At 65.0% G+C, this 18,821-nt stretch carries 18 protein-coding genes and 1 tRNA gene; 5 read left to right on the forward strand and 14 right to left on the reverse strand.

The genetic code is table 11. From position 1 onward, the window contains the following. Positions 1-20: 20 nt before the first annotated feature. From NGB94_RS07450 to NGB94_RS07460, 3 genes are all read right to left on the reverse strand, one after another. The gene (locus NGB94_RS07450; RefSeq protein ID WP_325789976.1) at positions 21-1,103 is read right to left on the reverse strand and encodes a PQQ-dependent sugar dehydrogenase; all 1,083 of its coding nucleotides are present in this window, start codon (positions 1,101-1,103) and stop codon (positions 21-23) included. A 70-nt stretch (positions 1,104-1,173) separates the two neighbouring features. Then, on the reverse strand, positions 1,174-2,040 hold the full coding sequence (locus tag NGB94_RS07455) for a hypothetical protein (protein ID WP_325789977.1): 867 nt from the start codon (positions 2,038-2,040) through the stop codon (positions 1,174-1,176). A gap of 215 nt (positions 2,041-2,255) precedes the next feature. Further along, positions 2,256-3,020, reverse strand: a complete 765-nt coding sequence (locus tag NGB94_RS07460) for an SDR family oxidoreductase (protein ID WP_325789978.1) — start codon at positions 3,018-3,020, stop codon at positions 2,256-2,258. A gap of 208 nt (positions 3,021-3,228) precedes the next feature. On the opposite strand from NGB94_RS07460, the gene NGB94_RS07465 reads away from it, so the two are divergent. After that, a complete protein-coding gene (locus NGB94_RS07465) occupies positions 3,229-3,741 on the forward strand; it encodes an alpha/beta fold hydrolase (protein WP_325789979.1) in 513 nt (170 codons plus the stop codon). Between the two features lie 6 nt (positions 3,742-3,747). Here NGB94_RS07465 and NGB94_RS07470 read toward each other — a convergent pair whose 3' ends face one another. Beyond that, positions 3,748-4,308 (reverse strand): small multidrug efflux protein, encoded by a 561-nt coding sequence (locus NGB94_RS07470; RefSeq protein ID WP_325789980.1) that lies wholly within the window; start codon positions 4,306-4,308, stop codon positions 3,748-3,750. 245 nt (positions 4,309-4,553) lie between these two features. Between NGB94_RS07470 and bsh the strand changes: the two genes are divergently transcribed. Continuing rightward, positions 4,554-5,501 carry a choloylglycine hydrolase gene (bsh, locus tag NGB94_RS07475; protein WP_325789981.1) on the forward strand — a complete coding sequence of 316 codons (948 nt, stop codon included), beginning with the start codon at positions 4,554-4,556 and terminating at the stop codon, positions 5,499-5,501. A gap of 131 nt (positions 5,502-5,632) precedes the next feature. After that, on the forward strand, positions 5,633-6,268 hold the full coding sequence (locus NGB94_RS07480) for a hypothetical protein (protein ID WP_325789982.1): 636 nt from the start codon (positions 5,633-5,635) through the stop codon (positions 6,266-6,268). 25 nt (positions 6,269-6,293) lie between these two features. Here NGB94_RS07480 and NGB94_RS07485 read toward each other — a convergent pair whose 3' ends face one another. From NGB94_RS07485 to NGB94_RS07495, 3 genes are all read right to left on the reverse strand, one after another. After that, a complete protein-coding gene (locus NGB94_RS07485; RefSeq protein WP_325789983.1) occupies positions 6,294-7,061 on the reverse strand; it encodes a MerR family transcriptional regulator in 768 nt (255 codons plus the stop codon). 73 nt (positions 7,062-7,134) lie between these two features. Continuing rightward, positions 7,135-8,421, reverse strand: a complete 1,287-nt coding sequence (locus tag NGB94_RS07490; RefSeq protein ID WP_325789984.1) for a glutaminase — start codon at positions 8,419-8,421, stop codon at positions 7,135-7,137. 34 nt (positions 8,422-8,455) lie between these two features. After that, positions 8,456-8,845 carry a GNAT family N-acetyltransferase gene (locus NGB94_RS07495; protein ID WP_325789985.1) on the reverse strand — a complete coding sequence of 130 codons (390 nt, stop codon included), beginning with the start codon at positions 8,843-8,845 and terminating at the stop codon, positions 8,456-8,458. 144 nt (positions 8,846-8,989) lie between these two features. Between NGB94_RS07495 and NGB94_RS07500 the strand changes: the two genes are divergently transcribed. Next, positions 8,990-9,463 carry a MarR family winged helix-turn-helix transcriptional regulator gene (locus NGB94_RS07500; protein WP_325789986.1) on the forward strand — a complete coding sequence of 158 codons (474 nt, stop codon included), beginning with the start codon at positions 8,990-8,992 and terminating at the stop codon, positions 9,461-9,463. A gap of 90 nt (positions 9,464-9,553) precedes the next feature. Continuing rightward, complete coding sequence (locus tag NGB94_RS07505; protein ID WP_325789987.1) at positions 9,554-10,684, forward strand: NAD(P)-binding domain-containing protein; 1,131 nt, start codon at positions 9,554-9,556, stop codon at positions 10,682-10,684. 181 nt (positions 10,685-10,865) lie between these two features. Here NGB94_RS07505 and NGB94_RS07510 read toward each other — a convergent pair whose 3' ends face one another. From NGB94_RS07510 to NGB94_RS07540, 7 genes are all read right to left on the reverse strand, one after another. Beyond that, a complete protein-coding gene (locus tag NGB94_RS07510; RefSeq protein WP_325789988.1) occupies positions 10,866-12,707 on the reverse strand; it encodes an ATP-binding protein in 1,842 nt (613 codons plus the stop codon). A gap of 327 nt (positions 12,708-13,034) precedes the next feature. Then, on the reverse strand, positions 13,035-13,781 hold the full coding sequence (locus NGB94_RS07515; protein ID WP_325789989.1) for an SDR family oxidoreductase: 747 nt from the start codon (positions 13,779-13,781) through the stop codon (positions 13,035-13,037). Positions 13,782-13,934: 153 nt separating this feature from the next. Beyond that, a tRNA-Pro gene (locus tag NGB94_RS07520) sits at positions 13,935-14,008 on the reverse strand. 128 nt (positions 14,009-14,136) lie between these two features. Next, positions 14,137-15,681, reverse strand: coding sequence for a ribosome biogenesis GTPase Der (gene der / locus NGB94_RS07525; RefSeq protein WP_325789990.1), 1,545 nt, complete (start codon positions 15,679-15,681; stop codon positions 14,137-14,139). Positions 15,682-15,865: 184 nt separating this feature from the next. Further along, the gene (gene cmk, locus NGB94_RS07530; RefSeq protein WP_325789991.1) at positions 15,866-16,564 is read right to left on the reverse strand and encodes a (d)CMP kinase; all 699 of its coding nucleotides are present in this window, start codon (positions 16,562-16,564) and stop codon (positions 15,866-15,868) included. Then, positions 16,564-17,673, reverse strand: coding sequence for a prephenate dehydrogenase (locus NGB94_RS07535; protein WP_325789992.1), 1,110 nt, complete (start codon positions 17,671-17,673; stop codon positions 16,564-16,566). Before NGB94_RS07535 ends, cmk begins: the two co-directional genes overlap by 1 nt. A gap of 4 nt (positions 17,674-17,677) precedes the next feature. Next, positions 17,678-18,817 carry a pseudouridine synthase gene (locus NGB94_RS07540; RefSeq protein WP_325789993.1) on the reverse strand — a complete coding sequence of 380 codons (1,140 nt, stop codon included), beginning with the start codon at positions 18,815-18,817 and terminating at the stop codon, positions 17,678-17,680. Positions 18,818-18,821: the final 4 nt, after the last annotated feature.

An 18,821-nucleotide genomic window follows, 5' to 3' on the forward strand; every position in this document is an offset into this window, starting at 1 on the left:
CAAATGTTGAGGGCAGCGGTTCAGGGCAGAAGCTCAAGGCGCAGAATGCGGTCATCTTCCGCGCCGGGAGTGCCCCTTCCGTCCGTGTTGCCGGTCAGGACCCAGAGGCTTCCGTCCGGGGCAGCGACAGCATCCCGGAGCCGGCCTTCGCCGGCCAGATGTTCGATGGCGCTGCCCGGCGCTTCCAGCGGCACTTCTCGCAGGCGCTCCCCGCGCAGGTTGGCGATGAACAGCATCTTCCCCAGCACGGCGATGCCGCTGGGGCTGGCGGCGGCGGGTTCCCACTGCTGCACGGGGTCGATGAACCCCGCCTGGTCCGCGATTCCCTCGGCGTCGGGCCAGCCGTAGTTGCCGCCGGCTTCAATCACGTTCAGTTCGTCCCAGGTGGCCTGGCCGAACTCGCTGGCGTAGAGCGTTCCTTCGCTGTCCCAGGCGATGCCCTGGGGATTGCGGTGGCCGTAGCTGTACACAGGAGACCCGGGGAACGGATTATCTTCGGGCACACCGCCGCCGGGCATCAGCCGGAGGATCTTGCCGGAGAGCGATCCCGTGTCCTGGGCGCTGTCACGGTTTCCGGCGTCGCCCGCCGTGGCGTAGAGCATCCCGTCCGGGCCGAACGCAATGCGGCCGCCGTTGTGCACCGGGCCTGCCGGAATGCCGGAGAGCACCACCTCGGGCCCGCCCAGCGCAAGCGACCCCGGAGAACCGGTGAGTTCGCGGCGCTCGATCCGGTTCTCGTTCCCGGCTGTCAGGTAGCTGTACAGGTAGCCGCCCTGCACGGCAATGCCCAGCAGCCCGCCTTCGCCGCGTCCCTGCGCGTCAATCATGCCCACCTCGCGGTGGCTCCCGGCACCATCCAGTTCCAGGATCCGGCCCGAATCCCGCTCACTGACCAGCGGTGTGCCGGCCAGGAACGCTATCGACCAGGGCGCCTGCAGCCCGGTAGCCAGGGTTTCCGGTTCAGAGAACTCCGCCGTGGACGCTGCCGGGCCCGGCGTCTGTACTGCCTGGTCGCTGCCTCCAGTGCAGGCGGCCAGGGCCAGCGCAGCCGCCGCGGCCGCCGAAACCGCCCTGCCTGAAGACCCGCGCTGTGCTGCTCCCATGACTGTTCGCTCCTCGTATGGTGTGAGCCGAAACTACCAGCTCACTCCGGAGGCTCCACGCCTGTTCGGGTCAGGAATCCCAGATGGGTCCAAAGGCAGGAATGCCGCGGCGTTCGAATTCGCTGACTACCCGCCCCGTGACGGCCTTGTTTGAAACGATGATGACGGCGTCGGCGCCGGAAGCCACGAAGGTTTCATAGGAGAGGTCAAAGACGTCCGGTTTGCACTGCTCGCTGGTGTTCCAGATGACTGCTTCCGGCTGTGCTTTCTCGACCTCCCCGACCAGGCCGTCACCGTACGTGGCACGCGGAGTTTTGGTGACCCAGACCAGCCGGGCGCCCTGGGTATCGGTAAGCAGGTGCCCAAGGGCCGGACCAATGCCGCTGCCGGTGGCGATATAAAGCACCCGGTTGAAAAGACGCTTGGCATTGGCGACGCCGACTGTCGGGATCCCGCGGACCCAGACGTGGGCGGGCGGATTCTCAATGAACTCACTCGTCCAGCCGCCGGCCCGTGAAATGACCATCCGGTAACCGTCCTCCCCAGGCGCGGCAGGGATGCAGGCGAAGGGATGCCAGCCCAGCAGCGGATGGCGGCTGATCGCGCGGGTGGTACCGACCGGCGGAACATACCCGTGGTTCAGCCGGACGATGATGGTGTGGTTCGACGGGCGTTCCGTGGTGACGGGGACCTTCCGCAGCAGCAGCCAGGGCCAGACCGCCAGTCCCGTGGAAACCACCAGCATCCAGAAAATCGGGGACGCGAGCAGCGCCTCCCCGAAGCCGCGTTCGGGTGTCTGCAGCTGGGCCAGGATCAGCGTGTTGGCCCAGCCGAGGATCAGGACGGTCCAGGTGCCGAACCGGTGGGACGCTTCAAAGACGTCGTGATGGCGGGTACGGAACCCGGGCGCGGCGAGGGCGCAGATGGTGAGGAGCACAAGGGCGACCGTTATCGCGATGGCCAGGGAAGCGTCGTCGTACCCTGCCTCCCCGTCCGCCCAGGCGGGCGCCAGCTCGGCGGCGGGGGGGCGGGTTCAACGGCGTCCGTGCCGCCCGCGGAAATCAGGTCTGTGTTCGTCACCAGTTCATAATGCTGGACACCGTCCAAATTGGTGAATTGTGACGGAGACCGCATGCGAGCAGGGAGGCACCCCTAGTCCGGGCTCATGCCGCCGGTAAGGTTCAGCACCGTGCCGTTCATGCTCGCCCCTCCGCCGGTGGCGAGGAAGACAGCGGCCCGTGCAACGTCCCCCAGCGTAGGGAGGGTACCGCTGGTGGTCAGCGATTCCAGGAACCGGGTGAACTCCTCCAGCTCCATCGGCAGGTCAGGTGTGCTGCCGATCGTCTCCCGGATCCGATGCGGACGCAGGCAGACCGTCCGGACTCCGGCTGCTCCGGTTTCCGCGGCCAGGGTACGGGTCAGTGCTTCGACTGCGGCGCAGGCGGCGGCGAAGCCCCCAACGCCGGCAAGGGCCAGCCTTGCCGGAGACGCTGAGAGCATCAGAATGGTTCCGCTGCCCTGCGGCACCATGTAGCCGGCAGCGGCCCGGGCGGTGAGGAACTGGGTACGCAGCCACGCGGCGGCGGGGGCCACGACGTCGTCCGCATCCATTTCCAGCAGCGGAACGCCCTGGACCCGGGGAACCGCCACCGCGTTCAGCATCACGTCGATCCTGCCCGCCAGGTCAGCCACCGCATTGGTGTGAGCGTCCACTTCCACCCGGTTATAGGCATCAACCCTGCTGGTGTGTGCTTCCCCTCCGAGAGCACGGACCTTCTCCGCGGTGGCATGTACGGAGGACTCACCATGCCCGGCGAGGAACAGCCGCGCTCCGCGGCGGGCGAATTCCCCTGCCACGGCCCCGCCGATCGCTCCCCCGGCCCCGTGAATGATCACGTTCAGCTGTTCTGCGGGCATGTCGGGCTCCTGTCCATGCAAGGCCGGAACCGGCAGGAGAACTCCCGTCGGAGGATGAACGCTAGCAGCGGCGGTTCCTCCCCGTCAGCAGGAGACGCATCTGCTTGGGCGTACACGGTCCGAATGCGGACAGTTTGGTCCACCCCTGTCGGCAGCCCTGCTGCTGCGGGAGAGTGGAGGGAGATCGACAGGAAGGCGGTGGCAGGCCGTGGAAGTTCTGTTTCTGCATGGAGCAGGCGGATGGACGGATGATCAGCCGATCGCGGACGAACTGCGTTCCCGGCTGCGGGTCCCGGTGGCGATGCCCCGCTTCCCTGATGAAGACATGACTGCCGGTTCCTGGCTGAGCGGTATCGATGAGGCAATGGAGCCGGAGACTGTGATTGTCGGGCATTCGTTCGGAGCGTCTATGGCCCTGCTACGTCTCGCAGCTGCGCATCCGGACCCCCTGCCCCGGGGAATGGTGTTGCTGGCGACTCCGTTCTGGGGCTCGGAGGGCTGGCAGGGAGAATATGCCCTGCCAGCGGATTTCACGCTGCCGCCGGGCCTGCCGGTATTCCTGCACCACTGCCGCGATGACGGCACAGTGCCCTTCGAACACCTTGAGCGGTTCGAAGGGCTGCTTCCCGGCGCGGTGATCCGCCGGCATAAGACCGGCGGACACCAGTTCGCTGACCGGATGGACGCAGTATCCCGGGATGTGGCTGCACTGGGTTCCTAGCCCCGGCTAGACACCGACGACGAATGTCAGTGCACTCCAGATCAGAACCGTCGAGATCGTGGTCCAGATAATGATGGCCGCGCCCTGCCACAGCAGGACCCAGCGGCGGGAAGTTCCGCCGGCTACGAGGATCGACGCGGTGAACTGGGTGGGGATGGCCAGTGGGCCAAGGATGCTTGCCCCGGGAACTCCGAAGCGGACAAGCCAGCGCTTGAAGCGGATGCGTCCCTTCGACTCCGGCTTGGCGGTACGGGCGGCAACCAGCGTCGCCGTGCCGCCTGCTGCGGCAGCCGCAGCCTCGGCCCGGGCGTCAACCCGGGTGGTGACGGCGGTCCGTGCCCGCGAGGTAACGAACACCACCAGCGCCACGCTGGCAAAGTTGCCGATGGCAGCCGCCACGGCCGCAAGTACGGGATTCAACCCGCCGACGACGCCGATTATTGCGCCTGCTTCACCCTCCAGAAAGGGGACGGCGGCGGCAAGCATCAGGATGAAGGGCTGAATGAACTCAGGCACCTGGCCTAGAAGCTCCTGAAAGTTGTGGACGAGTTCCTGGGTGGGGTTCATCGAACTGGTTCCTTGTCTCCTGTCCGAGGGCCTGTCCCTCGGGTAGAAGCATTAGAAACTGTGTTCCCGGAACAGGGTCAACCCCCTTAATGCGGCCGCTGGCCACCCGGTTTTCCGCGGCCCCGGCAGCTGATCTGTGAATGCGGCTCCGGGTTTGTCCAGGGCACCTGCCGCGGACCCGCATCACGGGCCTAACCTAAAGACCGCGGGAGGTTGAGGACCTCCCAGGAACAGGGAGCATCAACATGTGCACAGGCATCAGGTACACGGACGGCAGCGGCAACCTTTATCTCGCACGCAACCTGGACTGGACGAATGGTTACGGGGAACGGGTGGTGGTGACGCCAACCGGGTACAGCCCCAAGTCACCTTTTGGCGCTGTGCAGGAAATCAAGCACGCCGTCATCGGCATGGGAATCGTGGAGGAAGACACGCCGCTGTATTTCGACTGCGGCAACGACGCCGGCCTGGCCGTTGCGGGACTGAACTTCCCGGGATACGCCAGTTACGCACCGGACCAGGTCACAGGCGCGGTTAATGTTCCCGCGTTCGAGTTCCCGCTCTGGGTGGCTTCGCAGTTCGCCAGCGTGGACGAGGTCGAGGCAGCGCTGGGCAACGTCGCCATTGTGGACCGGCCCGTCAATGACAAGTATCCGAGTTCAATGCTGCACTGGATTATCGGCGACGCGAAGCGTGCCATCGTGGTGGAGTACACGAGCGCGGGCATGGAGGTTTTCCACGACGACGTCGATGTGCTCACCAACCAGCCCGGTTTCAACTGGCACCACGAGAACCTGCGCAACTACCTCAATCTGTCCCCCGAATTCCCCCGGGAAGTCGTTCTCAACCAGGCGCACCTGACCCCGTTCGGATCGGGATCGCTGATGCGCGGCATTCCCGGGGACTACTACTCGCCGTCTCGTTTCGTGCGGGCAGCCTACGTCCACGCGCACTATCCGCAGAAAACAACCGAGGCGGACAACGTGAGCCGCGCCTTCCACACGCTGCAGCAGGTTGCCATGGTGGAGGGCAGTGCAGCCATGGGAGACGGCGTCTTCGAGAAGACGGTTTACACCGGGCTCTTTTCCGCCAAGACCATGACCTACTACTGGAACACCTACGAAGACCCGGCGGTCCAGAGCACGGCGCTCGCAGATCACAAGCCCGACGGGCAGGACCTGGTCGTCATATAGCCCGGGGCTTTCGCTTCCGGACCGGCTGCAGGTGCCGGCCGGGCAGGGGTTGACCCTGTTCCGGGAACATAGTGTCTGCTGTCTGAATCAGGTCCCGCCCATCCAGGGCTGACTCGGTTTGGGAGGCTGGCATGTTGGAACAATTGAAGCCGGACGGCGCTGACACACTGCAGCCGTTTCGCTGGTGGCAGGCGTTTTCCCGGTCCCTTTTCGATCCCCGCGTCAAAGGCGTGGACGGACACCCCGAGACATGGTCCGTCGATGTCCGGCACGGAGGCGATGAAGACGGCGAGGTCTATGTGCACCTTTACCGCGACGGCAGGCGCAGGGCCAGTCTTCGGCCGCCTATCGCCTTCCCCCTTCCGGGAGGGACCATCCGCGTGGCTGTGAGCACCTACGGGCTGAGGCAGGCCGACTACCTCACCCACGACGGCGGCGTCCGCCAGCTGTCGCCCGACGCCTCGTCCGCCGAGGGGCTGCGCGCACACCTCGAGAAGACCCGCCCCGGGCTGAGCCGGCTTCTTGGGGCGGCGTCCGCACTGGTGCTCCTCGTGAGCCTCGCCCTTGGTGTGCCGCAGCTTCTGCAGTCGGTCACCGAGTTTCCGCCGCTGGCAGAGAGCCTAGGCACGTTCGCCAGCCCGATCCTGCTCCCCGCCTGGGCGAATACGTCGCTTCTGCTGGCCGGCCTGGCCGCCAGCACGGAACGGGCACTGCGGCTGCGCTACAACTGGCTCCTCGACGGAGGCCTGTTCGGCGGCGGGGACTAGTGCTGCGCGTTCCGTGGGCGCATGTTCAGCCCTGCTGCCCGGCCGTCCCTTCGCCGCCCTGCACGCGCGCGGCGCCCATCATCTCCTCCGCCAGCTTGTTGGCGCGGAACAGCACGTCCAGCTGGGCGTCGTTGTACAGCTCGGTCAGCGCATCCCCGAAAGTCTGCAGGCTGAGTTCACTACCTTTGGGCAAGTGAGCGGCCGGGTCCCGTAGCCAGGGATAGTTGGCGAGGTGCTTCACGATGATTCCGGCGACCCGCCCGGCCAGTTCCTGCCGGGTCTGCTCATCGGCATCGGCAGGAAGGTTGTCGATGTCCGGGCCGGTGTCGTCAGTATCATCCGCGGACATCTCCCGGATGTCCTCCAGGGCGTCATCATCGTAGAACCGGGTCATGATGTGGACGATCGAACGGTCGCTCTCCGACAAGCGGGAAGCCACCGCCTCGAACCCGGCAGGCACGTCCGCCGGAACCTGGTGCTGGATGATGGCCGCGATGTGCGCCCGCGCCTGCTCGAGAGATTCGATGCGTGCCCGCAGTTCGGCGTCCACCTCCCGCAGAAGTTCCGGCGATCCCTGGGCTGAGTCCGTGACGCTCCGCATCTGGGACAGCGGAATGCCCAGCTCTGCGAGCCGCCGTATCCGCAGCAGGCTCACCAGATGCCGCACTTCGTACTGCTTGTAGCCGTTGTAGCGCCGGTCCGGCTGTTCGAGCAGGCCCAGACGGTGATAGTGGCGGACGGTGTTCACCGTGGTACCCGCCAGGTCCGCCAGTTCACGTGTACTCCACGGCATCTCGAGCTCCTTTCCGCGTCCCGGCTGAGTCTACGGGTCCACGGCGAATATCCCGTCCGGTTTGTTCTCCCGGTTACGCGCCGACCCCCCGGGGGGCTTGCCCGGCATCCGCAATGACGGGAACACGGATGCCGTCGCCGCGGTCGGGATCCGGGATGACCATTTCCGGATCCACGAAATAGACCCCGCGGCCTTCGAGCATGAGCCGGCGCGCGAGTTCCAGCAGCATACGCCGTGCCACGTCGTCGATCGATGAAACCAGCGAGAAATCAACTACCACCGCACTCTCACCAATGTCATCTCCGACGAACTCCCGGACAATCCGCTCCGCTCCGGCAAAGCGGATGCCGCCCTGTGCCTGGAGAACCCGGACTGCGGATGTTCCCTCCCCAAGAACGTGGCTTGACCGTACGACTGCGAGTGCCGCCGGCGGAACCTCCATTACATGCAGGCCCATGTCAGAGGAGAACCGTTCAAACAGAGAAACACCGCGCACGCTGTTCCCGTGCCCGTCCAGCCGGGGCGAAAACGTGGCAATGCCAAGCTGGCCGGGAAGGGATCCAATCAGTCCTCCGGCCACACCGCTCTTGGCAGGAATGCCGACCTGGGTCGCCCAGTCCCCTGCGGCGTCGTACATTCCGCAGGTAGACATGACGCTGAGCACCTGCCGCACAACCCGGGCATCAACCACCCGTTCGCCTGTGACCGGGTTGACCCCCTGGTTGGCCAGCGTCGCGGCCATCACGGCGAGGTCCCGCGCCGTGACCAGCACTGAACACTGGCGGATGTACCCCTCAACAACGGAGCGCGGATCGGCGGTGAGGATGTTGTGGCTTCGCAGCATGTGCGCGCTGGCCAGGTTCCGGTGGGCATTCTCCATCTCCGAGATACAGACCGTTTCATCGACCTCCAGCCGGCGGCCGGCAAACGCCGACAGGCCCCGGACGACGCGGTCAACCCGCTCGGCCGGCAGCAGGTGCTCCGGACCCACGAGCGAGTGCGTGGTGATCGCGCCCGCGTTAATCATGGGATTGCGCGGCCGCCCGGTTTCGTGTTCCAGGGAGATCTCGTTGAACGCTTCTCCTGACGGTTCAACTCCGACCTTGGCAAGCACTGAATCAAAGCCGCGGTCTGAGAGCGCAAGCGCGTAGGCGAATGGCTTGGAGATTGACTGGATGGTGAATTCGACGTCGGCATCTCCTGCGCCGTAGACCTCGCCGTCGACCGTGGCGAAGACCGCTCCCAGGCGGTCTGGGTCGGCTTCGGCAAGTTCGGGAATGTAGCCCGCAAGTTCTCCCGAGCCGTCCGCCGCCAGGCCGCCCAGCACCTCCGTCAGGTAGTCGTGTACGACTGAACGCATTAGCGCTCCCCCTCCTGTGTTCGCAGACCGGCACTCACTCGCCGGACCGGGCGGACCGTGCCACCAGTGCGAAGTCTGCCGGAACCGGCAGCCGGAACACACCGCCGCTGCCCCGGAACTCGTCGCCGTGTTTCTTCAGGTGCCGGCCGAAGAGCGGGCAAACGGGAACGAGCACGAGATTCCTGCGGGTGACGTCCGCGAGGACTTCGCGCAGCAGCAGGCCAGCAAGGCCGCGACCGGCGAACTGTTCATCCACCTCGGTGTGGAAAACGATGCGTTCGTCTTTCGCGCCGGAAGGATCGAGGAAGTCGACTCTTCCCGCACGTACTCCGTCCACGGACACAAAGTAGGCCCCCAGGGGACCCTCTGGTGCGGCTGTGACGGTTACTGATGCTCCGGTGCTGTCAGTGAGTTCCTGCGTCATGGGACTGTCCTTCGCTGCGGGCTGCTGCTCTTCGCCGGCTGGAAGGACCGGTTCCAAGACACAGTACGCGGTTGGCATTCGGAATGTAGTTGACATATGAATCATCGCCTATATGATTCACATGTCAACTACTTAGGAGATTCGATGGATGCAGGGAAGCACAGGAAGCTCCCCACCAGCGGGGAGCTTGCCGTCTGGCGCGCCCATCACGAAGCTGTCGAAATCGCCAGGTCCCGCATCGAGTCGCGGATGCGCAGGGAATCCGGACTTTCGGACGGCGACTACCGGGTCCTCATCGCCCTCAGCGAGGCAGAGGGGAAGTCGATGCGCTCCTCGCAGCTGGCCGCGCATCTGGAGTGGGAACGCAGCCGGGTTTCCGGCCAGCTGGGTCGTATGGAGAAACGGGGCCTGCTGCGCCGTGAACCGAGCCCCGAGGATGCGCGCGGCTCGCTCGTCGTTCTCACCGAGGAGGGTGCCCGCGCCTACCGGGGCAGCACCATCCCCCACCTCGCCGCGATCAAGGAGATCTTTATCGATGCGTTCACACCGGAGCAGCTCGCCAGTCTGGAGGACGCTGCTGCGGCTTTGCGCACCCATCTGGGAATGCCGGCACGCTGACGGCTGCCGGGTCCGGCAGCCCTACGAAGGGAATGAACCCATGCATCCAGGCATTTACGCAGTGATACTCATAGCCCAGGAGGCCCCAGGATGCATACCCCTTCGCCGCAGCGCTCCACCGATGCGGGGAACCACACGGTCCGCCGGGCCGGCGTCGTCGTCATCGGCGCAGGCCAGGCAGGACTTTCGGCCGGCTACCATCTCAGCCGGCGCGGTTTTGCCAGCGCCCTGACCGAGGGCGATGCCGAGCGCAGCTTCGTGATGCTCGACGCCGGGGCGGCTCCCGGCGGCGCCTGGCTGCACCGCTGGGAATCGCTGACCATGGCGACCGTTAACGGGATCTTCGACCTCCCGGGGTTCCGGCAGAGTCCCCCGGAGCCCGGGACTCCTGCTCGGATTGCAGTGCCTGAATACTTCACCGCGTTCGAGGAACGGATGCAGCTTCCCATCCTCCGCCCCGTCAAGGTCTTCTCGGTGTCGCCCGCAGACGATGACCCCGACGGTGACCTCCTCATCGAGTCCGACGCCGGAACCTGGGCCGCGCGGGCGGTCATCAATGCCACGGGGACCTGGGACAACCCGACCCTGCCTGCCTACCCGGGGCGGGAAACGTTCACAGGACGCCAGCTGCACACCCGGGACTATTCCTCGCTGGAGGAGTTCGCCGGCCAGCGGGTCGCCGTCGTGGGCGGCGGGATCTCCGCCGTCCAGCAGCTTGAAGAGATTTCCCGGGTGGCAGAAGTTTTCTGGTACACCCGGCGGGAACCGGTCTTCCGCGAAGAGCCGTTCAGTCCGGAAGTCGGCAAGGACGTCGTTTCGCGGGTGGCTGCCGACGTCGAGGCGGGAAACCCCACCGGCAGCGTAGTTTCCTACACGGACCTGCTGTGGACGCCCTACGCCCTCGCGGCGAAGGAGCGTGGCGCCCTGCAGCGGCGGCCGATGTTCACAGGCATCGAGCCGGACGGCGTGCGGGAAGCAGACGGCTCACTGACCCGTGTCGACGCCATTCTCTGGGCGACGGGGTTCAAGCCCGCGCTGACCCACCTGGACCCGCTGCGGCTGCGCAACGAACGCGGCGGGATCGAGGTTCACGGTACCGTCGCCGCTGCTGATCCGAGGGTCCACCTGATCGGCTTCGGACCCTCGCAGTCGACAGTCGGCGCAAACCGTGCCGGGCGCGATGCGGTCCGGACGCTGGTCTCAAGCCTCCAACCCGCCTGAACCGCGGGGAAATGAGCCCGGCGTCGGGTTGCAAATTTGTGTGGAACCATCGGGTCCGTCTTCATACCGGTTGCTCGATTTATCTGTCTCCTTAGACCGCACTCACCGTGATTTGCGGCCCCAAGCTGGGATTGGGACATGGGTGCACGCAATCCTATCTATTTGCTCATATATGAGCACTTCAAAAAGGCGGCGCTTCATCCCTCGCAGGATTCACGGAGAACGGCTTGGTTTCCATCGGATCCAAATCGACAACTACAGGGGATGCCGTACTAAATGCAGGTCCAACGCAAATCGCTTGGTATCGCTTGAGGCCGGCAGCAACGTCTCGATACTCCGCACCTACCACGGATTCCACGTACTGGAGGCTCGTATCGTCAAGTGTGCGCAGAATTATGTAACTCTCGCACTGGGAAATAGCAGACTTGCTTATGACTGCGGTTCGTTGTGAGACGAGCACGAAATTAACACCATATTTACGGGCCTGCAAAATCATACGACAGCTCTGAGCTACGTAATCTGATTCTCCTCGTATGGCGAAATTCCATTCCGGTAAGAAGGAATGGGCTTCTTCGATTAGGATACTACGAGGCCTAGGTATTCCTGCCGCATATTCCCCGGTTGCGGCAACCATAGCCGCGTCGATAAATGACTGTGCCTGCCCCGCCAATGAATTATGAGCGCCTTGACCAGGTTGGGGCTCGAAAACTGACTCACCATCCGTCACCAGTCCATTTGCGCTGTCCCACGGAGCCAGTCCGTACCGGCTGGCATACTCGCCTGTCGCGTCCATGGCTACCGAGACACCTCCCACACTCAGAGTCTCGAGTATGCGCCTCGCGATCGTACTCTTTCCCATGCCCGACATTCCTAGAATTCCGAGGTGGTGCCCCCGCAGACTCGAGGCAGAGACTCCTATTGGAATCCGCGTCCCGGCGACTACACCAATCCGGTTGTAACCCTCTGGAAGCGCTGCGTCCAGTCCAGCCGCACTGAAGATCGGCACGAATGGTGATGGTAGCTGCTGGTCGACGACAATACCCGTGGTATCCAGAGCACCCAGTAGGCCAGCCCTAGCATTTCCAGCGATGGCGGCGGCACTATCCCAGTCTGACCGGCGAAGATCTAAGCCTAGAACCTGATAAAGGTAGCGCACTGATGTTTTAGGGTCTACCCAGTACACCGTATCGCCTCGCCTAAGTGAGCCGAAAGACCGCACATCTAACAAGACATCGGTCGAACCTTCGATAGCAAGCCCGAGGACCGGGCCTTCCTGGCTCTCGACCACTTGCATCTCCACAGGCTCGCCACTTGTTGAGGCGACCTCATTCCACGGCGATGAGGTTAAAGCAATCTGTATACGATTGCCAGATTTGTGTGCCAGATTCCCAACGACAACACCGTCAACCTGCCGTTGCCCCCGAACCTGGACCAGTTGTCCCGCATTGAGGCGTGTCCTTCCAGCTACCAGCAAGAGGTTTGGCTCTATGGCTGCTTCAACCAGGAAGAAACCACCAAGGGCTGGTCTCAGCGCGACGAAGAGTCGATACCAGTCCGGCACGCTAAGCGCAGTGGCAATGAGTACCCCGCTAGCGACGAGCCCGGTGGTGGAGAGAGTTCGTTCCGATGCGGCTCGCAGGAGTTCGATCGATACGGCGGCCAACCCGAGCCATGCCGGGCGTCCAAAGCGGGTAGCAAACCATTGCGCCACTTGACTCAGCCTGCCCTCGGGCGCAACTAACGTAATGACGGCGCTTACGATGACCAGTCCGGCGAATACGATGTAGAGAGCCCACAGAAATTCGACTCCTTGTTTGCTAGCAGCGATAGCCGCACCAAGACCGCCCACGCCATATAAAAGTGCTGCGACGGGTCCGGTGTAGTATGGCTCAGCAATCGCGGCGGTGATAACGGTCGTAGTGGCCGTCCAAAACCACCATTCCGTGAGCGGGTTGATTCCTGCGACGAACCCACATAGTAAAAGAACACCCACTGCCAAAATTGCCTGGCTGATCCGTACCATCGATAGAATACGGCGCCTTGTTGCTAAGTTTACTGCCCCAGCCATCCCCCGTGCCCTTCATCCTTTTAGGTAGGAAGATGATCATACTTTAGGCGTTAGCTCAAACTGGGGACTCACCGCCCAGTGCTGACAATGCCTGCCGATGACGATGATTCAAATAGCTCTATGGCCACGGTCAGGAGGGGTCGTCCTAGCCAACCGTCGAGCATCCTGACCTCACGGAGGCCATCTGAAGCTGCCACGCAACTTAATGATTCAACTCACAGTGACACGGTTTGTTGCGAACAGGTCATTGAACGACAAAAGCCTGATAGAACTTTCGTTCCATTAGGCAATCCCGCCGTCGGGGTAGATGACCTGACCGTTGATCCAGCGGGAAGGACCGGCCAGGAAGGCAGCCACCTCGGCAATGTCTTCGGGAGTGCCCAGGCGCTCCATCGGGGCAAGCTGGGCCATGAGGTCGATGGTCTCCTGGTCCTTGCCGTCCAGGAACAGCGGAGTGGCTGTGGGCCCGGGAGCGATCGCGTTGACGGTGATGTCCCTCCCCCTAAGTTCCCGTGCCAGCACCGGAGTCAGGGCCTCCACGGCAGCTTTGCTGGCAGCGTACGGCGCGTAGGTGGGATCCTGCAGGCGGGTCTGGCTGGACGAGACGTTTACCAGTGCACCCCCGCGGCGGAGACGCTGCGCTGCAAGCTGGGAGACCACGAAGCTCCCGCGGATATTGGTGCGGTGCATCCGGTCCAGCTCATCGAGGTCCAGGTCCACCACGGTCGAAAGGACCATGATCCCTGCGGTATTAATGACGACGTCGATGCCTCCAAAGGCAGCTTCAACGTCGTCGAAGAGCCGGGTCATGGCTACCGAGTCTGCAACGTCCCCGCCAACGGCGATGGCCCTGCCGCCGTCGGCGTTCACTTCCTTGACGACTTCCGCGGCCTTGTTGACGTTCCCCGCGTAGTGGACCGCGAGGGCGAAGCCGTCCGACGAAAGGCGCTTGGTGATGGCCCGTCCCATCCCTCCCGATCCACCGGTGACAAGTGCGACCCGAGGTTCCTCGGCGGTGGTCCCGGACATGCTGTGCTCCCATCGAAAAAGAACGATAGGTACATTGAGGCACGAAACGGACGCCCTGTCCCCCGATTCCCGCCAACTTATGGCCGGAACGGTCCAGACACACAAAAAAGCCCCGGCAGGACATAGTGTCCGCCGAGGCTTTTTCCGTTTCTGTCGGGTTGACAGGATTTGAACCTGCGACCCCTTGACCCCCAGTCAAGTGCGCTACCAAGCTGCGCCACAACCCGTTCCGATGATCCGTTGCTGCCGGTTTGTTTCCGGCCGAACCAACTCAAATACTCTACATCATGGTTGGCGTTTTCCCCGCATCGGCGGCGCCCCGGAGTTCACATTGGCTCCGGGGTCGCCGGCCGTGCTAGCGCTTGCTGGTCTTGCCGCGCTTCTCGCGCACGCGCATCGAAACCTCGATCGGGGTGCCTTCGAAGCCGAAGGTCTCCCGGAGGCGGCGGGTGATGAAGCGGCGGTAGCCGGGATCCAGGAAGCCGGTGGTGAACAGCACGAACTTCGGCGGCCGCGAGGACGCCTGCGTGCCGAACAGGATACGGGGCTGCTTGCCGCCGCGGACCGGGTGCGGGTGGGCTGCCACGAGCTCGCCCAGGAAAGCATTCAGCTTGCCGGTGGGGATGCGCTTGTCCCAGTTCTCCAGGGCCAGGTCCAGGGCAGGAACCAGCTTGTCCTTGTGCCAGCCGGTCTTGGCGGAGATATTGACGCTCGGAGCCCACTCAACGTGTGCCAGGTCGCGCTCGATCTCGGTCTTGAGGTAGCGGCGGCGCTCGTCGTCGAGCAGGTCCCACTTGTTGAACGCCAGCACCAGCGCGCGGCCGGAGTCGATGGCGAGCTGCAGGATGCGAACATCCTGTTCGGAGAGCACTTCGTCTACGGCGAGGAGCACGACGGCGACCTCAGCCTTTTCAAGCGCGGCCTGGGTCCGCAGGGAGGCGTAGAAGTCGGCGCCCTGGGCCATGTGCTGGCGGCGGCGGATGCCTGCGGTGTCCACGAAGCGCCAGGTGCGGCCGCCGAGTTCGATCAGTTCATCCACCGGGTCGCGGGTGGTGCCGGCGAGGTCGTCAACAACCACGCGGTCGCTTCCGGCCAGCTTGTTCAGCAGCGAGGACTTGCCCACGTTGGGGCGTCCGATCAGGGCGATGCGGCGCGGGCCGCCGCTGGACTCAAGTCCACCGTAGGCGGAGTACTCCGGGAGGACATCCAGGACGGCGTCGAGCATGTCCGCGGTGCCGCGGCCGTGAAGTGCCGACACCGGGTACGGCTCGCCGAAGCCCAGGCCCCACAGCACCGAGGCGTCGGCTTCGTTCTGGATATCGTCCACCTTGTTGGCGACGACGATCACCGGCTTGCCCTTGCTGCGCAGCATGCGCACCACGGCTTCGTCGGTTGCGGTGATGCCCACGGTGGCGTCGACTACCAGCATGACGGCGTCGGCGACGTCGACGGCGATTTCAGCCTGGTCGGCAACCCGGGCGTGGATGCCGCGGGCGTCGTGCTCCCAGCCGCCGGTGTCCACGAGGGTGAAGTTCACGCCGTTCCAGGTGGCCGGGTAGGACACACGGTCACGGGTGACGCCCGGGGTATCTTCAACCACGGCTTCACGGCGGCCGAGGATGCGGTTCACCAGCGTGGACTTGCCCACGTTCGGCCGGCCCACGATCGCGACGACGGGGTCCAGGCGCAGCGGCGCGTCCTCGTCGTACTCGTCGTAGCCGCCGGAGAGCAGCGCGGCGTCTTCTTCGTCGAGTTCGTAGTCCGAAAGGCCGGCGCGGAGCGTTTCGGCGCGCAGGTTGGCTTCGTCGTCGTCGAGGGCTGCGAGCCGCTCGTCGATCTGGTCCTCGCCTGCCGGGATGTACTCCTCGGAGTCGCCGTCAAAGGTCGGGTTGGCGTTCATAAACTATTGCTTTCTTTCCGTTGAGGCCGTCGGCGCAGCTGCGCACGGCCGTCTCCGGACGTTCAGCCCGGGTAAGTGTTTGGGGGTCCGGCACGGGAAAGTCCCATGCAGCCACCAGTCCATTGAAACACGGCAAGGCGCCGGGACCCCATTGGAGCCCCGGCTCAGTGCCTGCCGTTCGTGCTTAGTGTGTGCTGGAGAAAACCACATCCAGCACGGCCTGGACCGTTTCTTCGAAGTCCAGGTCGGAGGAATCCACCGTGATCACGCCGTCGGCTGCCTGCTGGAAGTTGACCACCGTCGAGTCCTTCACATCCCGCGTGAGAACCTGCTCGCGCAGGGCTGCAGCACTCTGCGAACCGCCCAGCTGCACGCCGCGGCGGCGCATCCGTGCTTCCTCGGAGGCAGTGAGCAGGATCCGCACCTCGGCCGTGGGGGCCACCACCGTGGTGATGTCCCGGCCTTCCGCCACGATCCGCAGTCCGGAATCCTTAATCAGCTGCTGCTGGCGGCGCACCAGTTCGGCGCGGGCACCAAGCGTGGTGGCCACGGCGGAAACGCTGGAAGAAACCTCGGGTTCGCGGATCGCCTGGGTGACGTCCTCTCCCCCAACCAGGACCCATTCGGCGTCCGGGGAAGTGCTCAGTTCAATGTCTGCGTTCCGGGTGGCCGCTTCAACGGCCACGGCGTCGGTCAGGTCGATGCCGGCCCGCATGCAGGCGATGGTGACGGCCCGGTACATGGCACCGGTGTCGAGGTAGCTGGCGCGCAGCCGGCGGGCGACTTCCCGGCTGATGCTGGACTTGCCGGAACCTGACGGCCCGTCGATTGCCACCACCAGCGGTTTGCCCAGCCGGAACTGTGCCGGGTCCTGCTCTGTCATCACTGAACTACCTTCCAGCCGCGCGTGGTCAGTTCGCTGACCAGGCCATGCACCTTGCTCGGCAGCACCGAGATTTCCACCCGTCCAACCTGGCGTCCGGAGGCGTGCTCCAGGCGAAGGTCTTCGAGGTTCACGCCAATCTCGCCGATTTCGGTGAGCAGGCGGGCAATGGTTCCGGGAACGTCGTCCACCAGCACGGTGAAGCTGACGAAGGACTGCGGCGGAGCGCCGTGCTTGCCCGGAATCCGTGCCTGGCCGGTGTTGCCTTCGGCAATGAGCTGCGCCATGTCCAGGCGCGCACCGTCAGCCGTCGGGTTTTCAAGCGTATTGATCAGCCGGTTCAGGTCTTCACGCACACCGTGCAGGATGCCTGCCAGCCGCGGGGCGTTGCCGCTGAGGATCTGCACCCACAGCTTCGGGTCGCTCGCAGCGATCCGGGTAACGTCGCGCAGCCCGTTGCCGGCAAGCGCCAGCGCCGAGGACGGGGTGTCCTGCAGACGGCTGGCCACCAGCGAGGACATCACCTGCGGCAGGTGGCTGATCAGTGCCACGGAGCCGTCATGGTCTTCGGCGTTCATGCGCGAGACCACGGCCCCGAGGTCGATCGCCAGCGCTTCGGCAGTCTTCACGGCCTCCGGTGAGCTCTCCTCCGCGGCGCAGATGACCCACGGCATGGAGGTGAACAGATTGCCCAGCGCCGCGACCGGCCCGGACTTTTCCCGTCCGGCCATCGGGTGCGTGCCCACGTACCGGTCCAGGTCAACGCCGGTGGCGCGCAGGTCCGCCAGCACGGCGGACTTGACGCTGGCAATATCGACGACGACGGCGCCGGGCCAGTCCCTGAGGGCCTGCGCTGCCAGGGACGCGGTCACGTCCGGCGGCGCGGCGACGACCACCAGCTGCGGCGCGAAGCCGGGCTCCGCTTCCTCGAGCAGGCGACCGGCCCCGATGTCCCTGGCCACGGCGGCCGTGGAGGGAGAAATGTCCGAGAGCACCACGTCGAGGCCGCGGGCGCGCAGGCCAAGGCCGATGCTCGCGCCGAGCAGTCCGGTGCCGATGACCAGCACCGGTCCGGACAGATGTGTGCCCCCGTTGGCCAGCACGGTCACGGCGTTAGAGTCCCACGACGGCCATCAGGTGGCCGACTTCGTGGCGTCCCAGGACACGGATGCTGCCCTGGCGCTGGTCGTTCAGGCGGATCGGCCCCATCTGGGTGCGGACCAGCCGCTCCACGGGGTGGCCGACGGCATCGAACATGCGGCGGACAATGCGGTTCCGGCCGGAGTGCAGCACTACCTCCACGAGGATGTGGCCGGGGGTTGAATCCACCAGGCGGAAGGAGTCCACCTTGGCGAAGCCGTCCTCGAGTTCCAGGCCTTCACGCATCTGCGCGCCGACGCCGTGGGCCATGGGACCGCGGACCTGCACCAGGTAGGTCTTGGGCACCTCGTAGGAGGGGTGGGTGAGGCGGTTGGCCAGCTCGCCGTCGTTGGTCAGCAGCAGCAGGCCTTCGGTGTTGGTGTCCAGGCGGCCAACGTGGAAGAGCCGCTCATGCTTGTTGGTGCTCTTGAGGTAGTCGCTGATGCACGGCCGGCCCTCGGGGTCTTCCATGGTGGAGACGACGCCGCGGGGCTTGTTGAAGACGTAGTACTTCTGGGTCTCGTCCAGCTGCAGGCGCATGCCGTCCACGTGGATGGCAACGGTCTTGGGGTCCACGCGCACGCCGAGCTCGGTGACGACCTCGCCGTCGACCTCCACGCGGCCTTCGGTGATCATTTCCTCGCAGACGCGGCGGGATGCGACGCCGGCGCTGGCCATGACCTTCTGCAGGCGGATGCCCTCGGGATCGTGGTGTTCGGAGATGACCGGCTTGCCCGGACGGCGCGTATGCGGCCGCTTGGTGACCGGGCCGAGGTTCTTGCCGAAGCGCTCGTTGCGGAAGGCACGCTCAGAGCCGCCCTTGCCCTTGGGCGCGCCGGTGCGGGGACCGCCGGGCTTGAAGCCGCCTTCCTTGGGAGCGCCGGACTTGAAGCCGCCGCTCTTAGGGGCGCCTGACTTGAAGCCGCCTTCCTTGGGGGCACCGGACTTGAAGCCGCCGCTCTTGGGCGCGCCTGCTGCGCCGCCGGAAGACCTGGGGCCGCCGGTGCGTCCGGACGCAGGCTTGGAGCCCTTGCCGAAGCCGCGGCTGCCGCCTGCTCCCCCGCCGCTGCGCGGATTACTGCGGCCTGAGCCGGAACGGGGTGCCTGTGTCATTGAG

This window comes from Arthrobacter koreensis (assembly GCF_035792275.1).
GTDB lineage: Bacteria > Actinomycetota > Actinomycetes > Actinomycetales > Micrococcaceae > Arthrobacter_B > Arthrobacter_B koreensis_A.